The sequence below is a fragment of the Hydrogenophaga sp. OTU3427 genome (genome assembly GCF_038440225.1).
In the GTDB taxonomy this organism is placed as follows: Bacteria; Pseudomonadota; Gammaproteobacteria; order Burkholderiales; family Burkholderiaceae_C; genus Hydrogenophaga.
This window is the reverse complement of the sequence record NZ_JASATI010000003.1, coordinates 173,124-187,174: the sequence shown is the minus strand read 5'-3', so window position 1 is coordinate 187,174 and position 14,051 is coordinate 173,124. Positions and strand designations below refer to the sequence as shown.

General features: G+C 68.5%; 13 protein-coding genes. 6 read left to right on the top strand and 7 right to left on the bottom strand.

Features of this window, described 5'->3' with window-relative positions; translation table 11 throughout:
* Positions 1 to 94 precede the first annotated feature (94 nt).
* The 6 genes from efp (at position 95) to AAHB17_RS03205 (ending at position 7,188) form a co-directional block, all read left to right on the top strand.
* Positions 95 to 649: an elongation factor P gene (gene efp / locus AAHB17_RS03230; protein ID WP_342129027.1), complete on the top strand. Its 555-nt coding sequence runs from the start codon at positions 95 to 97 to the stop codon at positions 647 to 649.
* An 89-nt stretch (positions 650 to 738) separates the two neighbouring features.
* Positions 739 to 1,611, top strand: coding sequence for an LOG family protein (locus AAHB17_RS03225; RefSeq protein WP_342129026.1), 873 nt, complete (start codon positions 739 to 741; stop codon positions 1,609 to 1,611).
* A gap of 130 nt (positions 1,612 to 1,741) precedes the next feature.
* Positions 1,742 to 4,393 (top strand): DNA mismatch repair protein MutS, encoded by a 2,652-nt coding sequence (gene mutS, locus AAHB17_RS03220; RefSeq protein ID WP_342129024.1) that lies wholly within the window; start codon positions 1,742 to 1,744, stop codon positions 4,391 to 4,393.
* Positions 4,390 to 5,214, top strand: a complete 825-nt coding sequence (locus AAHB17_RS03215) for a proteasome-type protease (protein ID WP_342129023.1) — start codon at positions 4,390 to 4,392, stop codon at positions 5,212 to 5,214. The genes mutS and AAHB17_RS03215 overlap by 4 nt, the downstream gene beginning before the upstream one ends.
* Before the next feature lie 5 nt (positions 5,215 to 5,219).
* Complete coding sequence (locus AAHB17_RS03210) at positions 5,220 to 6,092, top strand: alpha/beta hydrolase (protein WP_342129022.1); 873 nt, start codon at positions 5,220 to 5,222, stop codon at positions 6,090 to 6,092.
* An 88-nt stretch (positions 6,093 to 6,180) separates the two neighbouring features.
* Positions 6,181 to 7,188 carry a sensor domain-containing diguanylate cyclase gene (locus tag AAHB17_RS03205; RefSeq protein WP_342129021.1) on the top strand — a complete coding sequence of 336 codons (1,008 nt, stop codon included), beginning with the start codon at positions 6,181 to 6,183 and terminating at the stop codon, positions 7,186 to 7,188.
* On the opposite strand, the gene AAHB17_RS03200 is transcribed toward AAHB17_RS03205, so the two are convergent.
* From AAHB17_RS03200 to AAHB17_RS03170, 7 genes are all read right to left on the bottom strand, one after another.
* Entirely contained in the window at positions 7,142 to 7,972 is an 831-nt protein-coding gene (locus AAHB17_RS03200) for an undecaprenyl-diphosphate phosphatase (RefSeq protein ID WP_342129020.1), read from the bottom strand. The two genes, AAHB17_RS03205 and AAHB17_RS03200, sit on opposite strands and share 47 nt — an antisense overlap.
* An 11-nt stretch (positions 7,973 to 7,983) precedes the next feature.
* A complete protein-coding gene (locus AAHB17_RS03195; RefSeq protein WP_342129019.1) occupies positions 7,984 to 8,583 on the bottom strand; it encodes a hypothetical protein in 600 nt (199 codons plus the stop codon).
* 12 nt (positions 8,584 to 8,595) lie between these two features.
* Positions 8,596 to 9,822 (bottom strand): ABC transporter permease, encoded by a 1,227-nt coding sequence (locus AAHB17_RS03190; RefSeq protein ID WP_342129018.1) that lies wholly within the window; start codon positions 9,820 to 9,822, stop codon positions 8,596 to 8,598.
* 74 nt (positions 9,823 to 9,896) lie between these two features.
* Complete coding sequence (locus tag AAHB17_RS03185; protein ID WP_342129017.1) at positions 9,897 to 10,616, bottom strand: ABC transporter ATP-binding protein; 720 nt, start codon at positions 10,614 to 10,616, stop codon at positions 9,897 to 9,899.
* A gap of 13 nt (positions 10,617 to 10,629) precedes the next feature.
* On the bottom strand, positions 10,630 to 12,207 hold the full coding sequence (locus AAHB17_RS03180; protein WP_342129016.1) for an efflux RND transporter periplasmic adaptor subunit: 1,578 nt from the start codon (positions 12,205 to 12,207) through the stop codon (positions 10,630 to 10,632).
* Positions 12,208 to 12,364: 157 nt separating this feature from the next.
* Positions 12,365 to 12,778, bottom strand: a complete 414-nt coding sequence (locus AAHB17_RS03175) for a hypothetical protein (RefSeq protein ID WP_342129014.1) — start codon at positions 12,776 to 12,778, stop codon at positions 12,365 to 12,367.
* A gap of 125 nt (positions 12,779 to 12,903) precedes the next feature.
* The gene (locus tag AAHB17_RS03170; RefSeq protein WP_342129013.1) at positions 12,904 to 13,959 is read right to left on the bottom strand and encodes an acyltransferase family protein; all 1,056 of its coding nucleotides are present in this window, start codon (positions 13,957 to 13,959) and stop codon (positions 12,904 to 12,906) included.
* Positions 13,960 to 14,051 lie beyond the last annotated feature (92 nt).

Here is a 14,051-nt window from a genome sequence, read left to right as displayed (position 1 = left end):
GCGGGTCTGTCGCAAACCTCGCCGACCGAAGCGCCACATGGGGTGGACGCTTCCAGCAGCGGCACCAACATCCAGACCGGACACCAGACTCACCATGAAAATCGCTCAAGAAATCCGCGCCGGCAACGTCATCATGCACGGCAAGGACCCGATGATCGTCCTGAAAACCGAATACGCCCGTGGCGGCCGCGGTGCCGCCACCGTGCGCATGAAGCTCAAGGCGCTGCTGAACAACATGGGCACCGAAGTGGTCTTCAAGGCCGACGACAAGATGGACCAGATCATCCTGGAACACAAGGAGTGCACCTACTCCTACTTCGCCGACCCGATGTACGTGTTCATGGACACCGACTACAACCAGTACGAGGTGGAAGCCGAGAACATGGGCGACGCCCTGAACTACCTCGAAGACGGCATGACCGTCGAAGTGGTGTTCTACGACGGCAAGGCCATCTCGGTCGAACTGCCCACCAGCGTGGTGCGCGTGATCACATGGACCGAACCCGCCGTCAAGGGCGACACCTCGGGCAAGGTGCTCAAGCCGGCCAAGATCGCCACTGGCTTTGAAGTCGCCGTGCCGCTGTTCGTGGCCCAGGACGACAAGATCGAAATCGACACCCGCACCGGCGAATACCGCAAGCGCGTCTGATCGCGGTCCTCCGGCAAACTGGGCTCCCTCGTGGAGCCCTTTTAGTTTCAGCCGCCCAAACGGGTGCGCCAGCTTGATAAAGTCGCCTCATGGAAACGACCCAAAACCTCAATGAAGGCCGCCTGGCAGACGCCTGGGCCGAACTGCAGGCCCATGCCGACCAGGGCATTCCCCTGCAGGCCGATGCCTACCGACTCGCCTTTGCCGACCCCGAGTTCCTGCTGCGCCGCGAAACCCGCGGCATCCGCTTCCAGCTCGAGATGCTCAAGCCCGACCTGGAGCAGACCATGCGCGGCATCCACAACACCATCGTGGTGTTTGGCAGCGCGCGGTTTTCAGCACCCGAGGACGCCCAGCGCGAACTCGAACACGCCCAGCGCGGCGGCAACGAGCAGGCCATTCGCAAGGCCCAGACGGCGCTGCGCAACGCCGCCTACTACGACCACGCCCGCAGTTTCGCCCGCCATGTGGCCCAATACAGCCAGCGCTGCAAGCCGGCCGACCAGCTGTTCATCTGCACCGGCGGCGGCCCGGGCATCATGGAAGCCGCCAACCGCGGCGCCCACGACGTCGGCGCGCCCACCGTGGGCCTGAACATCGCCCTGCCCCACGAGCAACAGGCCAACCCCTTCGTGTCGCCCGAGCTGAGCTTCAAGTTCCACTACTTCGCGCTGCGCAAGATGCACTTCCTGATGCGCGCCAAGGCCTTGCTCGCCTTCCCCGGCGGTTTCGGTACGCTGGACGAGCTGTTCGAGGTGCTGACCCTGGTGCAATGTGGCAAGGCCAAGCCCCTGCCCATCTTCCTCTTTGGCAGCGCCTACTGGTCGCGCCTCATCAATTTCCAGGTGCTGGTCGAAGAAGGCACGATCTCCGAGCAGGATCTCAAGCTCTTCCACCTGATCGACGATCCGATGCAGGCCTGGGAAGGCATACGCACGTTCTACCAGCTGCCTGAAGCATGAATTTGCCCCTCCGCGCCGCTGCGCGTCACCCCCCCAGGGGGCGGCACCAGCCGTCTGGCAAAGCCAACCCGGCGGTGCCCCCGGTTGGGCGGGCTCGCTCGGTCCGGCCAGCCCGCCATGAAACCCTGACATGAACGACGCCCCGACGCTGACCGAAAAGGCCCTCGCCGCCCCGCTGGAACAGCACACCCCCATGATGGCGCAGTACCTCGCCATCAAGGCCAACTTCCCCGGCACGCTGGTGTTCTACCGCATGGGGGACTTCTACGAGGTCTTCTACGACGACGCCGAGAAGGCCGCGCGCCTGCTCGACATCACGCTGACGCGGCGCGGCCAGTCGGCCGGCGAGCCGGTGGTGATGGCCGGCGTGCCTTTCCACTCGGTGGAAAGCTACCTCTCGCGCCTGATCAAGCTGGGCGAGTCGGTGGCGGTGTGCGAGCAGGTCGGCGAGGTCGGCGCCAGCAAGGGCCCGGTGGAGCGCAAGGTGGTGCGGGTGGTCACGCCCGGCACCCTGACCGACGCCGAACTGCTGTCCGACAAGAGCGAATCGGTGCTGCTGGCGGTCCACCACGGCCCGCGCGCGCAGTTGGGCCTGGCCTGGCTCAGCGTGACTCAAAGCACCCTGCACCTGGCCCAGTGCGACAAGGACGACTGGCCAGCCTGGCTCCAGCGCCTGGACCCGAGCGAAATCCTCTACAGCGCCGACGCGCCGCCGGCCTTCGAGCAGGGCTTCGGTCTGCCCGGCGGCGGTGGCCGGCCCAGCCTGACGCCGCGCCCGGCCTGGCAGTTCGACCCGGCCCTGGGCGAGCGCAAGCTGCTGGCCCAGCTCGATGCCGGCAGCCTGGCCGGCTGGGGCGCGCAAGAGTTGCCGCTGGCCCACGCCGCCGCCTCGGCCCTGCTGGACTTTGCCGAACACACCCAGGGCCGCGCCCTGGCCCACGTGCGCCAGCTGAAGGTGGCGCGGCCGCAGGAGCTGATCGAGCTGCCGGCCATGACGCGGCGCAACCTGGAGCTCACGCAGACCCTGCGCGGCGAGAGCTCGCCCACCCTGTTTTCGCTGCTGGACACCTGCCGCACCGGCATGGGCAGCCGCCTGATGCGCCACTGGCTGCTGGAGCCCACGCGCGACCGCGAACCGGCACGCCAGCGCCTGGCCGCCATCGCCTGGCTGCGCGAGGGTTTCCGGGGCGAACGCCTGCGCGACGCCCTCAAGGGCGCGGCCGACGTCGAACGCATCACCGCGCGCACGGCGCTGCGCCAGGTGCGCCCGCGCGAGCTGGTGGCCCTGGGCCACACGCTGGCGCAGGCGGCCGAGCTGTCGCAGCAACTGCGGATGTGGCTGCCACCGGCCGATGCACCCGCCTTGCTGCTGGCCCTGGCCGCCGATCTGCAACCGCCGCCCGACTGCGCCGTGCTGCTGCACCGCGCCCTGCTGCCCGAGCCGGCCGCGCTGGTGCGCGACGGAGGCGTCATCAACGACGGCTTCGACGCCGACCTGGACGAGCTGCGCGCGATACAGACCAACTGCGACGCCTTCCTGCTCGACCTGGAGACCCGCGAGCGCGCCCGCAGCGGCATCACCAACCTGCGGGTGCAATACAACAAGGTGCACGGCTTCTACATCGAAGTCACCACCAGCGGCCTGGACCGCGTGCCCGACGATTACCGCCGCCGCCAGACGCTGAAGAACGCCGAGCGTTTCATCACGCCCGAACTCAAGGCCTTCGAGGACAAGGCCCTGAGCGCCCAGGAACGCGCCCTGGCGCGCGAGAAGTGGCTGTACGAGCAGCTGCTGGACGCGCTGCAGGTCCACCTGCCGACGCTGGACCGCGTGGCCCGCGCCCTCGCCACGCTGGACACGCTGAGCGCGTTGGCGGAACGCTCGCTCACGCTGAACTGGAACGCGCCGCAATTCGTCAAGGAACCCTGCATCGAGATCCGCGCCGGGCGCCACCCGGTGGTGGAGGCGCGGCTCAACGAGACCAGCGGTGGTGGCTTCATCGCCAACGACACCGCGCTGGGCCCCAAGGCCCGCATGCAGGTCATCACCGGCCCCAACATGGGCGGCAAGTCCACCTACATGCGCCAGGTGGCGGTGATCGCCCTGCTGGCCAGCATGGGCAGCTACGTGCCGGCGCAGAGCTGCCGGCTGGGGCCGATGGATGCCATCCACACCCGCATCGGCGCGGCCGACGACCTGGCCAATGCCCAGTCCACCTTCATGCTCGAGATGACCGAGGCGGCGCAGATCCTGCACAGCGCCACGCCCGAGAGCCTGGTGCTGATGGACGAGATCGGCCGTGGCACCTCCACCTTCGACGGCCTCGCCCTGGCCGGCGGCATCGCCGCCCACCTGCACGACAAGGTGCGCGCCTTCACCCTGTTCGCCACCCACTATTTCGAATTGACCGAGTTCCCGGCCACCCACCACGCGGCACAGAACGTGCATGTGAGCGCGGTGGAATCCGGCGGGCGCGACATCGTCTTCCTGCACCAGATCGAGCCAGGCCCGGCCAGCCGCAGCTACGGCGTGCAGGTGGCGCGCCTGGCCGGCGTGCCGGGCGCGGTGGTGCAACACGCCAAACACGCGCTGGCGGCGCTGGAGGCCCACAGCCAGCAGGCGCAGAGCCAGGTGGACCTCTTCGCCCCGCCACCCGTGGCCGCCGAACCCGAACCCAGCCCGCTGGACCGGGCCATGGCGCAGATCGACCCCGATACACTCAGCCCCCGGGAGGCCCTGGAGCTGGTCTACACACTGAAGAAACTGAGCGAAAAGAAATGACCTACTGCGTCGCCGTCAAACTCAATGCCGGGCTGGTCTTCCTGTCCGACTCGCGCACCAACGCCGGGCTGGACCAGATCAGCACCTACCGCAAGATGATCGTCTACGAGAAGCCGGGCGACCGCTTCATGTGCCTGCTGTCGGCGGGCAACCTGAGCATCTCGCAGTCGGTGCGTGAAATCCTGCAGGTCGAGCAACTCAAGGACCCGGAGACCGACGAGGCCATCACCATCTGGAACGCCAAGAGCATGTTCGACGCCGCCCGCGTGCTGGGCGCGGCGGTGCGCCACGTCTACGAACGCGACGGCGAGTCGCTCAAGCGCGCCGGGGTCGATTTCAACGTCTCCATGATCTTCGGCGGTCAGGTGGCCGGCGAAGGCATGCGCCTGTTCCAGGTCTATTCGGCCGGCAACTTCATCGAGGCGACAGCCGAAACGCCTTTTTTCCAGATCGGCGAATCCAAGTACGGCAAGCCCGTGCTGGACCGCGTGATCACGCCCGACACGCCGCTGGATGAAGCCGCCAAGTGCGTCCTCGTGTCCATGGATTCCACGCTCAAGTCCAACCTGTCCGTCGGCCTGCCGCTGGACCTGGCGGTCTATGAGGCCGATCAGCTCAAGACCGACCGCATCACCTGCATCGACGACAACAACCCCTATTTCCGCATGCTGCACAACACCTGGGGGCAGAAGCTGCGCGAGGTCTTCGACAGCATCGAACACCCGACCTGGGACGGCAGCCACACGACCATTCCGCTGATGGCCGCCAACAGCCGGCGTGCGCTGAAAAAAATCACGACGCCCAAGGACAAGCTGATCTGAGCGCGATGCCGACCGGACACACCCCGCTGATCGTCTTCTCGCACGCCAACAGCTTCCCGGCAGGCACCTACAGCCTGCTGTTCCGCTCCCTGCGGGCCCGGGGTTTCGCGGTCAAGGCGGTCGAGAAATTCGGGCACGACCCGCGCTACCCGGTCAGCAGCAACTGGCCGCACCTGGTGCAGCAGTTGGCCGACTTCGCCGGCCCCGAGATCGAAAAACACCGGGGCCCGGTCTTCCTGGTCGGGCACTCGCTGGGCGGCTTCCTGAGCGCCATGTGCGCAGCGCAACACCCGCAACTGGGCGGGCGCGGCGTGCAAGGTGTGCTGCTCCTGGACGCGCCCCTGCTGGGTGGCTGGCGCGCCCGCACCCTGGCCCTGATCAAGGGCGTGCAGCTGGTCGGTTCGGTGTCGCCCGGCAAGGTCAGCCGGCGCCGGCGCCACCAGTGGCCCAGCGCCGAGGACGCCCTCGCCCACTTCCAGCACAAGCGGGCCTTTGCCCACTGGCACCCGCAGGTGCTGCGCGACTACATCGCCCACGGCACCCACGACCAGCCCACGGCCCAGGGCGTGCGCCGGGTGCTGGGTTTCGACCGCGACATCGAGACCGCGATCTACAACACCCTGCCCCACCACCTCGACCGCTTGCTGCGCCGGCACCCGCTGCGCTGCCCGGCGGCCTTCATCGGCGGGACCGGATCGCAGGAAATGCAGCAGGTGGGCATGGCCATGACACACCGCCTGGTCGGCCGCGAACACCCGCAGCGGCTGCAGATGCTCGAAGGCAGCCACCTGTTTCCGATGGAAAAACCGGTGGAAACGGCCGCCGCCATCGAAAATGCCCTGCTGGATCTGCTTCAGGCGCACCGGGACGGGGCGTAACACATTGTGTCAACAAGGCGATAGAGAAATAATTGGTCACAATTAGCCCAGTCGCCGGAAGGTCCGGGGAGAGGCCCAGTCAGCACCCATGAGCACCAAGGGGCGCGCCCGCGCCACGCCACCGTCGAATTCACCCGCTCCCGCAGCGCCCGTCCAAGACGCGGCAGCGGAGTTGGCCCGCCTGCGCCATGCGTTGGACTGCAGCCTGGTCGGCATGTGGGAATGGCACATCCCCACCGGCCAACTGACCCTGGACGCCCGCGCCAGCGCGCTGGCCGAATCGCCTGAAAGCCACACCGCGCCGTCCAGCCTGGCAGCGGTCGAGTTGCTGATGCACCCGCAAGACCTGGAACGCTGGCAACAACGCTGGCGCGATCACCTGACGGGCGTGCACGACCGCATGGAGTGCGAGGTGCGCCTGTCGCGCGGGCCCGGCCGCTGGGCCTGGGTCTTGTGGCGTGGCCGCGTGTTCGCCCGCGCCGCCGGCGGTCAGCCCGACAGCGTGGCCGGCGTGCTGATGGACATCCACCAGCGCAAGGAAGCCGAAGAGCAGCTCAGCGTGATGGCGCAACGCGACCCGCTGACCGAATTGCCCAACCGGGCGCTGCTGGCCGACCGGCTGGAGCACGCGCTGGCCGCCGCCCGGCGCAACCGCCGCCAGTTGGTGGTGATGGGCGTGCGCCTGGACGGCGTGCAGCCGATCAACGAGGCACTGGGTCAGGAAATGGGCAACCAGGTCATCAAGCAGGCGGCCCGCCGCATGGCGACCTGCACCCGGGCGTCCGACTCGGTGGCCCGCACCGGCAACGACGAATTCGTGCTGCTGCTCGAGGACGTGGAAGGCACCGATGATGCGCTGGCCGTGGCCGACAAGCTGCGCCACCACGTGAGCGAACCGCTGGTGGTCGATGGCCACTGGCTGCAGGTGTCCGCCAGCATCGGCGTGGCCATGTCGCCCCTGCACGGCGACAACGTGTTCAGCCTGCTCGAATACGCCAGCCAGGCCAGCGAGGCCGCGTCCCGCGCCGGCGGCAACGTGGTGGGTCTGTTCAAGCCGACCAGCGAATCCAGCCCGCCCAAGCCGACAGCAGAATAAAGCCGCCGAAGACGATGCGGTACCAGGCGAAGGACACGAAGGTGTGGCTGGCCACGAAACGCAGCAGCCAGCGCACGCAGATCCAGGCCGACAGGTAGGACGCCAGCAGGCCCACCGCGAACAAGGGCAGATCGCCCGCGCTCAACAGATCGCGGTGCTTGTAAAGGTCGTAGGCGGCCGCGCCAAACAGCATGGGAATGGCCAGGAAAAAGCTGAACTCGGTGGCCGCGCGGCGCGACAGGCCGATCAACATGCCGCCGATGATGGTGGCGCCCGAGCGGCTGACGCCCGGCACCAGCGCCACACACTGGATCAGGCCGACCTTGAGCGCATCGGTCCACCCCAGGTGGTCCACGCTGTCGACCCGTGCCGCCGCGGCGGACGCCTGCCGGCGCTCGGCCCACAGGATGACCAGCCCGCCGACGATGAAGCTCAGCGCGACCACCTGCGGGTTGAACAGGACCCGCTTGATGAAACCGATGAACAACACGCCGGCCAGCGCCGCCGGCAGAAAGCCGATCAACACATTGAGCGTGAAGCGCTGGGCCTCGCGTTCGGTGGCCAGGCCACGCGCGGTCCACCAGAGCTTCTGGAAGTAGAGGGCCACGATCGCCAGGATGGCCCCGGTCTGGATCACGATCTCGAACAGCTTGATCTTGTCGCCCTCCAGATCCAGCAGCGCGGCGGCCAGGATCAGGTGGCCGGTGGACGAAATGGGCAAAAACTCGGTCAGGCCCTCGACCACCCCCATCGCGGCGGCCTTGAGCAACAACACAACATCCATGGTTTCGTTTTTTATCGGGAATTGATGGGAACCAGTTCAAGCTGCAACCCGCCGGGCACCACGCGCAGCGCGCCGGGCTGCCAGCCCAGGCCTTGTGCGCTGCGCAGCTCCTCGGGCTTGAAGCGGTGCAGGCTCACGTCCTGCAGCAGCTGTTCGGCCACCAGCGTGCCCAGGCGCCGTGCCTGCGGTGCCAGCGCCGAGCCCACGCCCGGCACATCGAAGCTCTCGACCCGCACGTCGCTCAGGCGGATGCTGGCGTCGCTGGGCTCGAAGCGCAGGCCGTAGCTGAAGCTCATGGCGCCGTCAAAGCGCCGCGTGCCGCCCCACAGGTCGCCCAGCGAGTAGGCAAGCCGGGTGCCGATGCGGTTCTGCTCCGGCAGCAGGCGGATCTCGGGCGTGTTCAGCGTGAGATCGAACAGCTCCAGGTAGCGCTTGCGCAGCGGAAACTGCTCGGCCACCCGCTGCGACAGCTGGGCCTCGGTCAGGGTGAATGTGCGTGGGCCGGACAGGCCGCCCGCGCAGGCCACCAGCAGCGAGGCCATGGCCAGCAAGGCGACGCGGCGCAGGACAGGCCGGCCGGCGACCGGAGATGGCAAGAAAAATTCGGACATGCGCCGCCGAGTCTACTCGCGCCGCAGGGCGTCGATCGGCATCATGCGCGAGGCCTTGTGCGCCGGGTAGAAGCCGAAGAACACGCCCACGCCGGCGGCAAAACCGGCCGCGAGCACGATGGAATCCAGCGTCATGCTGACCTTCCAGCCGGCGAACTCGCCCACCGCCCAGGTGGCCACCGCCCCCAGCAGCACACCCACCGCGCCGCCGATCAGGCTCAAGGTCACCGCCTCGATCAGGAACTGGGCCAGGATGTCGCGCCCGCGCGCGCCCACCGCCATGCGCAGGCCGATCTCGCGGGTGCGCTCCATCACGCTGACCAGCATGATGTTCATGATGCCGATGCCGCCCACGATCAGGCTCACGCCGGCCACCGCCGATAACAGCAGCGTCATGGTGCGGCTCGACGCCTCCTGGGTCTGCAGCATCTCGGTCAGGTTGCGGATGCGGAAGGGTTCGTCGGCCCCGGGCTGCACCCGGAAGCGCTGGCGCAGCAGTTCAGTGATGCTTTCCTCGGCCACCTTCATGTCGGCGCCATCGCGCACCTTGACCGAGATGGTGCTCACCCGCTTGACCCGGCCCGAGGTGTCTCCCTGCAGCCGGTTGCGGAAGGTGGACATGGGCACCAGCATGATGTCGTCCTGGTCGGAGCCCCAGGAATTCTGCCCCTTGGCCGACAACACGCCCACGATGGTGACCGGCACCGAACGCAGCCGCACCACCTGGTCGATCGGGTCCTGCTCGCCAAACAGCTCGCGCGCCACCGTCTTGCCGATCAGCGCCACCTTGGCCGCGCCCTGCAGCTCGGCGGTCTCGAACATGCGCCCGCTCTCCAGCGGCCAGTCGCGCGCCTCCAGGTAGTCGTTGGTGGCGCCGAACACCGGCGTGCTCCAGTTGCTGTTGCCATAGACCGCCTGCACCGTGGCGCGCGAGTTGGGCGCCGCCACCTGCACCTCGGGCACCTCCAGCGCGATCGCCTTGGCGTCCTCCTCGGTCAGGCCCTGGGCGGTCTGCGCGCCCTGGCGCACGCCGCCGGCATTGGCGCCACCCGGCAGCACCAGCATGATGTTGGAGCCCAGCACCTTCATGTACTCCTGCACCCGCTCGGTGGCGCCCTGGCCCACCGCAATCATGGTGATGACGGCGGCCACCCCGATGATGATGCCCAGCATGGTGAGCAGGCTGCGCAGCAGGTTGGCGCGCAGGGCGCGCCAGGCGGAACGTACAGAAGCCCCCACGCTTGTCACGCCGTGTACTGCGCTGCCCCCCCAGGGGGATGCCCCGCCTTGGGGCGGCCCGGCGGCGGGGCGGTTCACGGCACCACCTCGCTCGTCGCGACCGCGGCACGCCCGGGCTGGCGGTGGTCCTCGACCAGCCGGCCGTCACGGAACACCAGGCAGCGGCGCGCCCATGCCGCCACGTCGGCTTCGTGGGTGACCAGCACCACCGTCATGCCCAGCAGGTTGAGTTCGGCCAGCAGGGACATGATGTCCTCGCTGGTGTGGGAATCGAGCGCGCCGGTGGGCTCGTCGGCCAGGATCAGCTGCGGCTGGTTGACCAGTGCGCGCGCGATCGCCACCCGCTGCTGCTGACCGCCCGACAACTCCGAGGGCATGTGACCCACGCGCTCGCCCAGGCCCACGCGCTGCAGCGCGGCCAGCGCCCGCGCGTGGCGCTCGGCCGGCTTGACGCCGGCGTAGACCATGGGCAACTCCACGTTTTCCTGCGCCGTGGTGCGCGGCAAGAGGTTGAACTGCTGGAACACGAAGCCGATGCGCCGGTTGCGCACCGTGGCGAGTTGGTCGGGCGTCATGGCCTGCACCGCTTCGCCGGCCAGGTGGTAGCTGCCGCTGTCGGGCCGGTCCAGGCAGCCCAGCATGTTCATCAACGTGGATTTGCCCGACCCCGAGGCACCCATGATGGCCACAAAATCGCCGTCCTCGATGGACAGGCTCACGTCGTCCAGCGCGCGCACGGTCTGTCCGCCCAGGGTGTAGCTTTTGCGCAGGTGCTCGACTTGGATCAGTGCCATGGCGCGCTTCCGCTCAGAACGAGAAACGCGGGCCGCTGGCCGTGCGGGGCGCGGCGGCCTGGGTGCCCACCACCACCTCGGTGCCCGCCTTGAGCGCCGCCGTCGCGGGCGAGTCGGGCCCCAGCAGCAGCTCGGTCATGCTGCCGTCGCTGATGCCCAGGCGCACGTCGAAGGCCTGGGGCTTGCCGTCGGCCCCGAGCACGAACAGGCGCCCGCGGGTGCTCTGGCGACCTGCCAGCTCGGCCACCATGGTGGCGTAGATGGGTTTCTGTTCCGGCGTGAGCAGGTCGCTGATGCGGGCCCGGACGTCGATCATGATGCGTTCGCGTGCCTTGGGCCGCTCCTTTTCGGCCAGCTCGCGCAGGGCGGCGAACTGCGGACGGGCACCGGCGAAGATGCCGTCGACCTTGCCGATCTGGTCTTCGGTCAGGCGCAGCTGCTTGATCAGCCGCTCGCGGAACTCGCCCATGGGGTTGCGGCCGCCCGGGCCCGCGGCCACGGCCGGCGCTGGCGAACCGTCGGCCGGCGGCGTGGCCCCGCCCGGCTCGACACCGGGCAGGCGCACGCGCAGCGCCGCGTTGGGCACCTTGAGCACGTTCTCGCGCGAGTCGGTGAGGATGCGCACATTGGCCGTCATGCCCGGCAGCAGGCGGCCGGCCGCGTTGGAAAAACGCACCACGGCGATGTAGGTGACCACGTTGGCCACGTTCTGCGCCGCCTTGCGCACCTGCCGCACCTCGCCCTCGAAGGTCTGGCCCGGGAAGGCGTCCACGGTGAAGCTGGCCTTGAGGCCGGTGCGGATGCGGCCCACATCGGCCTCGTCGATGCTGGCGTCGACCTGCATGTCCGACAGGTTCTGCGCGATCACGAACAGCTCGGGCGACTGCAGGCTGGCGGCCACGGTTTGGCCACGCTCCACCGCACGCTTGATGACGATGCCATCCACCGGTGACTTGATGCGGGTGCGCCCCAGGTCCACGCCGGCCTGGGCCAGGACCGCGTCACGCTGGGCCACCGTGGCCTGGGCCGACTTGATCTGCGCCTCGCTCACGCCCAGCTGCGCCTGGGCCGACTTGAGCGCCTCGCCGGCCGAGGCCACCAGGGCACGGGTGCGGTCGGCCTCGCTCTGGGAGATGAAGCCCTGGGCCACCAGGTTGAGGTTGCGGTCGTGGCCACGCTGGGCCTCGGCCAGGTCGGTCTGCGCGCGCGACACGTTGGCGCGGCTGGCGGCGGCGTTGGCCTGGGCCGTCAACACGTTGGCCCGAGCGGCGTCCAGGTCGGCCTGGGCCGAGCGCACGCGGTATTCGAAGGTCTCGGGATCGATCTGTGCGATCAGCTGGCCCGCCTTGACCTCGGCGTTGTAGTCCACGTACAGGTCGCGGATCTGGCCGCTGACCTGGGTGCCGACGGACACCTGGGTGACGGGGTTGACGGCGCCGCTGGCCGACACCGTGGCCTGCAGGCCCCCGCGTTCGAGCTTGGCCGTGCGGTAGCCGAGCGCCTGCGTATCACCGCGCTGCGCCCACCACCAGCCGCCGCCTGCGACCAGCACCACCACCAGCGCCACGGCGCTCCACTTCTTGAGGTTCATGGCCAAATTGTAGGAACCCCCACGACAAGCGCATGACGCAGGGGTATCGGGTGCGTCAAGGTGGTGCAAAGCCGCGGCCACGGAAACAAAAAAACCCGCTGCGCGCGGGGCGCAGCGGGACCTTGGAACCGAAGGGGCCTGTGATCAGGCGGGTAACTCAGCGCCAGCGACGACCATCGTCGTCGCGGTCCCAACGATCGTGGCCATGGCGGTGTTTGTGCTTGTGGCCATGGCCCCGGGGCCCCCACACCGTCACCGGCGCATAGGGATGCACCACCACCGGCTGCACATAGCCGTAGCTGGGCATGGGCCGGACCTGGTAGACCGGCTGCGGCTGCACGTACACGGGCGCGCCATAGACCGGGGCGCCGTACACCGGCTGCGGGTAGACCAGCACCGGGCGGCTGTTGGACACGCCCACCGACACGCCGGGGGAATTGAGGCCGATCGACCAGTTGACATCGTTGGCCTGCGCCAAGCCCGCGGCGCCCAGGGCGCAGAGGCCGGCCACACGGGCCAGGCCACGTGCCAGCCCTCGAACGTCAAGTGCGAAAGAATGGGCGTTGTTCATGAGAGGTGCTCCAGTTGACGGCCTTCTCCAGCCGATGCCCGTATTGCACCTCAGCTGTGTCACGAGAGCGCCCCACGAATTGTCAAGTCGGTGAGAAAACGTAACCCCGGCACCGCGGGAGACGGTCAACCCAGGCGCCGCAGGCGGTGCTCCACCTGGTGATAGAACAGCGCGCCGGCCAGGTTGCAGGCCAGCCAGGCCAGCAGCACCCCGACGGTCTGCACCACCGGGTCGGCCGGGGCAAACCGGGTGAAGGCGGCGTTGACCACCAGGCCGATGGGGAAATTGAGCAGGAAGACCGAATAGGAAATCTGCCCCAGATAGGCCAGCACCCGGCTGCGCGGAAAGGTCTTGAGCCAGCCGCCGTGCTGCGCCGCGCCCAGCAGCACGGCCACGGCCAGCGCCAGGGCAATGCGCTCGCGGAAGTCCAGCGCCAGCGCCAGCGCCGTGGCCAGCACCAGGACGGCCATCAGCCAGCGCCAGGCGCGGTCGGCGCCGTCCAGGCTGGCCCAGCAGGTGACCGCGCCCAGGGTGTAGGCGCCCATGAAATACAGGGCCCAGTTGTCCCAGTCCGCGTTGCGGTTGAAATAGAACAGGGAGACCAGGGCCAGCACCGCCATCAGCAGCATGACGGCGTAGGCGGTGACGTGGTTCGAGCCGCCCCCCAGCCGCCGCGCCAGCCACAACACGGCCACGAACAGCGTGAACAGCTGGAAATCGATGGCCACGTACCAGACGCCCGCCGACAGCGCGTCCATGCCCAGCACGCTCTGCAGCAGCAAGGCATGACCGACAAACTGCAGCAAGTCGGGCGCATTGGGCAGGGAGTCGTGCCGCATCCAGTGGCGGGCCAGTTCGGTGCACACGACCGCCACCAGCAGGGCGGCCAGGTAGGGCAGGCTGATCTTGATGTAGCGCGACAGCACCAGCCGCAGCGGATGCCGCCCACGCAAGACCCCGTGCGGGGCCAGCGAGCGCGCCGACAGGAAGCCGCTGATCACCAGGAACACCTGCACCGCGATGCGCGCATCCTGGCTCAGCCAGGTCACCACGGTCGGCCACAGCTTGAGCGTGAAGTCGGACATGGGCCCGTAGAAGGCCAGGTGGTGCAGCACGATGAACTGCGAGGCCACGGCCTTGAGAGCGTCGATCAGGGCCAGCCGGGAGCTGTCGTTTGCCATGCTGCGGGAGGGGATGAAGAGGAGGAAACCAGGGGCCAGCGTCGGCGCGCATGTTACACGCCAGACTCCTAGAATGGCCCCATACCCCCCAC

Coding starts and splice junctions, on each gene's coding strand:
- AAHB17_RS03215 (WP_342129023.1), top strand. CDS start 4,390: ATGACCTACTGCGTCGCCGTCAAACTCAATGCCGGGCTGGTCTTCCTG.
- AAHB17_RS03205 (WP_342129021.1), top strand. CDS start 6,181: ATGAGCACCAAGGGGCGCGCCCGCGCCACGCCACCGTCGAATTCACCC.
- AAHB17_RS03185 (WP_342129017.1), bottom strand. CDS start 10,616: ATGGCACTGATCCAAGTCGAGCACCTGCGCAAAAGCTACACCCTGGGC.
- AAHB17_RS03175 (WP_342129014.1), bottom strand. CDS start 12,778: ATGAACAACGCCCATTCTTTCGCACTTGACGTTCGAGGGCTGGCACGT.
- AAHB17_RS03210 (WP_342129022.1), top strand. CDS start 5,220: ATGCCGACCGGACACACCCCGCTGATCGTCTTCTCGCACGCCAACAGC.
- AAHB17_RS03170 (WP_342129013.1), bottom strand. CDS start 13,959: ATGGCAAACGACAGCTCCCGGCTGGCCCTGATCGACGCTCTCAAGGCC.
- AAHB17_RS03180 (WP_342129016.1), bottom strand. CDS start 12,207: ATGAACCTCAAGAAGTGGAGCGCCGTGGCGCTGGTGGTGGTGCTGGTC.
- AAHB17_RS03195 (WP_342129019.1), bottom strand. CDS start 8,583: ATGTCCGAATTTTTCTTGCCATCTCCGGTCGCCGGCCGGCCTGTCCTG.
- efp (WP_342129027.1), top strand. CDS start 95: ATGAAAATCGCTCAAGAAATCCGCGCCGGCAACGTCATCATGCACGGC.
- mutS (WP_342129024.1), top strand. CDS start 1,742: ATGAACGACGCCCCGACGCTGACCGAAAAGGCCCTCGCCGCCCCGCTG.
- AAHB17_RS03225 (WP_342129026.1), top strand. CDS start 739: ATGGAAACGACCCAAAACCTCAATGAAGGCCGCCTGGCAGACGCCTGG.
- AAHB17_RS03200 (WP_342129020.1), bottom strand. CDS start 7,972: ATGGATGTTGTGTTGTTGCTCAAGGCCGCCGCGATGGGGGTGGTCGAG.